This window comes from Acidovorax delafieldii 2AN (assembly GCF_000175235.1).
GTDB classification, from domain to species: domain Bacteria; phylum Pseudomonadota; class Gammaproteobacteria; order Burkholderiales; family Burkholderiaceae_C; genus Acidovorax; species Acidovorax delafieldii_B.
On the sequence record NZ_ACQT01000293.1, the window covers coordinates 1 to 4,028 of the forward strand.

Here is a 4,028-nt window from a genome sequence, read left to right on the forward strand (position 1 = left end):
GGCCAGCGCCCGGTGGGCCTGGCCCGTGCGCGGCAGGCCGTGGTAGTCCACCAGCATCCCCAGCTTGTGGCTGGGGGCCTGCGGGTACAGCCGGCGCGACAGCAGCACGGTGCAGGCAAACGGATGCGGCGCGGGCAGGCCGGCCAAGGCCAGCTCGGCCTGCCAGAACTTGCGGTCGAACGCGGCGTTGTGCGCCACCATGGGCGCGTTGCCCACGAAACGTGCCGCCTCGCGCATCACCGCCGCCGCTTGCGGCGCGGCGTTCACCATGGCGTTGGTGATGCCGGTGAGCTGCGTGATGAACGGCGGGATCCACGCGCCGGTTTTCATCAGGCTCTGGAAGCGGTCCACCACCACGCCGTTGTCCAGCAGCACGATGGCCACTTCGGTGGCACGCGCGCCTTGCCCGGGCCCCATGCCGGTGGTTTCAAAGTCGATGACGGCGATGGGTTGCGGCACGGAGTGGGCAGGGTGGTTATTTCTTGCTGTTTCAGCCGATAGCGCTTGCACGTGTTGCGCAAGAAGCTATCAGAAAAGAAGCGTCATGCCTTTTTCAGGAACTCGGATTTGAGCAGCATGCTGCCCAGGTCGGTCTTGCAGTCCACGTTGTGGCCATCCGCACCGTCGACCAGGCGGATGCCCTTGATCTTGGTACCCTTCTTGAGGGTGGACGACGAGCCCTTGACCTTGAGGTCTTTCACCAGGATCACCGCATCGCCATCGGCCAGGGGGTTGCCATTGGCATCGCGCACGATGCCGTTGCCTGCCTCTGCGGCATCGGACTCGGCAGCATCGGCCACCTGGGGCCATTCGTGCCCGCAGTCGGGGCAGATGTAGTTGGCACCGTCGGGATAGGTGTTCTCCAGGCCGCATTGGGGGCAGGCAGGGATGGTGTGGGGCATGGTGGTCCTCTCTTGGTTGACGTTGTTGTGTTGGAAATGGGCCGTGAAGTGTGCGCGCGTCACAGGGGCGCGCGTTGCTCCAGGGCAAACGGCGGCAGCCCTTTGAGCAGCCGCTGGCCATAGCTGGTGCGCGTGAGGCGCTTGTCGTAGCAGTACACGTGGGCCTGGTCTTCCTCGGTGCGGATGGCGCGGCCCACCCATTGCGCCAGGCGGATGGCGGTGGCGGGCACCACCAGCTCGCTGAAGGGGTCGCGGCCCACGGCGCGCAGCCATTCGGCGCGGGCCTCGCCCACCGGGTCGTCGGGCGGGGCAAAGGGCAGCTTGGTGATGAAGACCGATTCGCACAGGCGCCCCGGCAAATCCAGCCCCTCGCCGAAGGACTGCATGCCAAAGATGACCGAGGGCTCGCCGTTCTCCACCCGCTCGCGGTGGCGTTTGAGCAGTTGCGTGCGTGGCAGCGCGTTCTGCACCAGCACCACGCTGCGCATGGCGGTGGGCAGCGCATCGACCGCCTGGCGCATCTGCTCGCGCGAGGTGAACAGCACCAGCGCGCCGTATTCCACGCGGGCAATGTCGTGCAGCAGCGCGTCCACCATCTCGGCGGTGAACTGCGCGGCGTTCTTGGGGTCGGCGCGCGTCTCGGCGGCAATCAGCGTGCCTTGCGCGGCGTAGTTGAAGGGGCTGGCCACTTCGAGCGTGGTGGCCGCCTCGTCGCCATGCAGGCCGGCTTCGCGCAAAAAGAAATCGAAGTTGCCACAACTGGTCAGCGTGGCCGACGTGAGCACCGCACCGCGCACCGCGCTCCACAGGTGGTTGCGCAGCGTGGTGCCGGGCAGGATGGGGCTGGCGTGCGCCTTGACCACGATGAAGTCGCCATCCACCTCCAGCGTGAACCATTTGGCGGCGGGCACAAAGCTGCGGTCGGCGCCTTGGGGCGCATCCTGCAGCAGCAGTTGCGCGGTGGCGTGCAGCTCTTCCAGGCGCGGTGCCAGCATGCCGATCTGTGCGTACAGCGTGGACAGGCGCTTGGCCTCGTCGGGCTTGTCGCGCATCTCGGCGCGCAGGGCTTTGCTGATGGCGCGCAGGGCATCGAGAAAGCCCTCGGCACTGGCGGCCAGCAGACCGAGCGGCGCGATGAGTTGCTCGGGCAACTCGCCGCGCGGCACGCGCACGCGCGCCGGGCCCCAGGCGCTGGGCTGGCTCTTGAGCTGGGCGCCATACACGTCCATCACGATGCGCGCCAGGTCTTGCAGCGTCTGGCGCAACTGGGCCGAATGTTTGGGGATGTCGGCAATCTCTTCGACCTCCAGCAGGGCCCCAATGCGCAGGCCCCGGCTGGCAAGCCGCTCGATCCAGTTGATGCGCGACAAATCCATGCTGCACGCAAACTGGTCGAGCGCCGTCGCGGGCAAGTGGTGGGCTTCGTCCAGCACCAGCAGACAGTTGTCCAGCTCGGGCAGCACGCGCGCGCCCAGCGACGACAGCAGCAAATCATGGTTGGCCACGATCACCTGCGCGCCCACCAGCTCCTTGCGCTTGTCGTAGTAGGTGCACTGGCTGAAGGCCGGGCAATGCTTGCCCGTGCACGAGGCGCCCTCGGCTGCCACGGGGCTCCACACCTCGGGCTCGGGGGGCGTGTCCAGGCTGTCGCGGTCGCCATCCCACGCGCCTTTCGACAAGGTTTGCGCCATCGCCCCATAGAACTGGATGCGCGCCTCGGTCTCGTGCCGGGGGCGCTTGGCGCGGGCGGCGGCTTCTTCCTCGGCAAACAGGTCGTCTTCACCCTCTTCTTCGGCCTCGCCCGTGCCCGCCAGGCGGTCGAGCTTGAGCTTGCACACATAGCGCCCGCGCCCCTTGGCCAGCGAAAACTTGAAGGGCTGGGGCATCAGCGCGGCCAGTGCGGGCAGGTCCTTGTTGACCAGCTGTTCCTGCAGCGCCACCGTGGCGGTGGAGATCAGCACCCGCGTGCCGCGCGACAGCGCCAGCGCAATTGCGGGCGCGCAGTACGCCAGCGACTTGCCCACGCCCGTGCCCGCCTGGATGACGGCAATGGAGCGCGTGGGCGCGGCCTCGCCACTTTCTTCATCCACCTTGCCCAGCGTGGCGCTGCTGAAGGTGCGCGCCACCTGCTCGGCCATCAGCCGCTGCCCGGTGCGGCTGCGAAACCCTTCGGTGGCCTGCACCACCGCATCAAACGACTGCAGGGCCGCCTGGGCCCATTCTGTAGAAGACATAACCACCTGTGTGAGACCGGCAGTGTGGCATGGACATGGTGTCCAGGCCCTGCGCCGGGTATGCGCCCTGGCCTACATGGGCCTCAGCGCCGCCGCTCTAGCATGTGCGCTGCCTTGTTCATTCGCAGCGCACCTGCACACCGCATTTCGCGGGCCGCGGGAGCGCCCATTATCCGCAGGAGGCCCCATGGCCCAGTCGCCCGCCACCAATACCGACCCGGACGTCACCCCGTCCGCCCCCGTGCCCGCGCGCGCGCAGCGCCGCACCGACACCACCACGCACCCCGCGCCCCAGGCGCACAACAACGGTCCCGAAGACCTGGACGCCCCCGAAGGCCGCCTGCCCCACGAGCGGGACGAGGCCGCCGCCATGACCGGCGGCATTCCTTCGCCCCGGGTGGAGCAGGGCTTCCAAGACCTGCAGCGCGGCCTGGAAGACACCGACCAGGGCCTGCGCGCCCACCGCGTGGGGCAGAAGCCGATCCGGTCGGATGCTACTAAATAAATAGCTGCTTTCGCACATCCAGAAAGCGCATCCGCCTGATTCTGCATAAAACCACCTCGCATTCTGGCCGCAGCGGTGGCCGCGCCCACGGCAGCCTTGCGTACGGCCGCGGCAGGGCGGTGGCCTTGCACGGGTGCGCCCCTATGCGAGCAACTCCACCCGCAGCCGCACGGCGGCACCGCGCGTGCCCGCGGCACCGGCCATGCGGGCCAGGGCGCGGTCCACATCGGCTTCCAGCGCCATTTGCGTCAGCACGACCACATGCCGCTGGCCCGCCCGCAGGTCGCCAACGCCGCCGGGGCCCTCCGTGGTGCTGCAGCAGCGTCTGCAGCGGCACCCCGCAATCGGCCAGCGCTTGCGTGACCTGGGCGCAGCCCTGCGCGGCAT

Annotated in this window: 5 protein-coding genes; 1 reads left to right on the forward strand and 4 read right to left on the reverse strand. The window is 68.4% G+C overall.

All coding sequences use genetic code 11. The features are described 5' to 3' along the window. The 3 genes from ACDELDRAFT_RS19855 to dinG all read right to left on the reverse strand — a co-directional run. Nucleotides 1-459: 3'-5' exonuclease (locus ACDELDRAFT_RS19855; RefSeq protein ID WP_005799840.1), on the reverse strand; the 459-nt coding region annotated here is incomplete at its 3' end. Between the two features lie 83 nt (nt 460-542). Beyond that, nucleotides 543-902 (reverse strand): zinc ribbon domain-containing protein YjdM, encoded by a 360-nt coding sequence (locus ACDELDRAFT_RS19860; RefSeq protein WP_005799841.1) that lies wholly within the window; start codon nt 900-902, stop codon nt 543-545. Nucleotides 903-961: 59 nt separating this feature from the next. Then, nucleotides 962-3,136, reverse strand: a complete 2,175-nt coding sequence (gene dinG, locus ACDELDRAFT_RS19865; protein ID WP_005799842.1) for an ATP-dependent DNA helicase DinG — start codon at nt 3,134-3,136, stop codon at nt 962-964. 187 nt (nt 3,137-3,323) lie between these two features. Here dinG and ACDELDRAFT_RS19870 point away from each other — a divergent pair, with 187 nt between their 5' ends. Then, nucleotides 3,324-3,641, forward strand: a complete 318-nt coding sequence (locus ACDELDRAFT_RS19870) for a hypothetical protein (protein ID WP_005799843.1) — start codon at nt 3,324-3,326, stop codon at nt 3,639-3,641. A 141-nt stretch (nt 3,642-3,782) separates the two neighbouring features. On the opposite strand, the gene ACDELDRAFT_RS25885 is transcribed toward ACDELDRAFT_RS19870, so the two are convergent. Further along, nucleotides 3,783-4,028, reverse strand: a 246-nt coding sequence (locus ACDELDRAFT_RS25885; RefSeq protein ID WP_040330028.1) for a hypothetical protein, incomplete at its 5' end; no start/stop codon positions are given.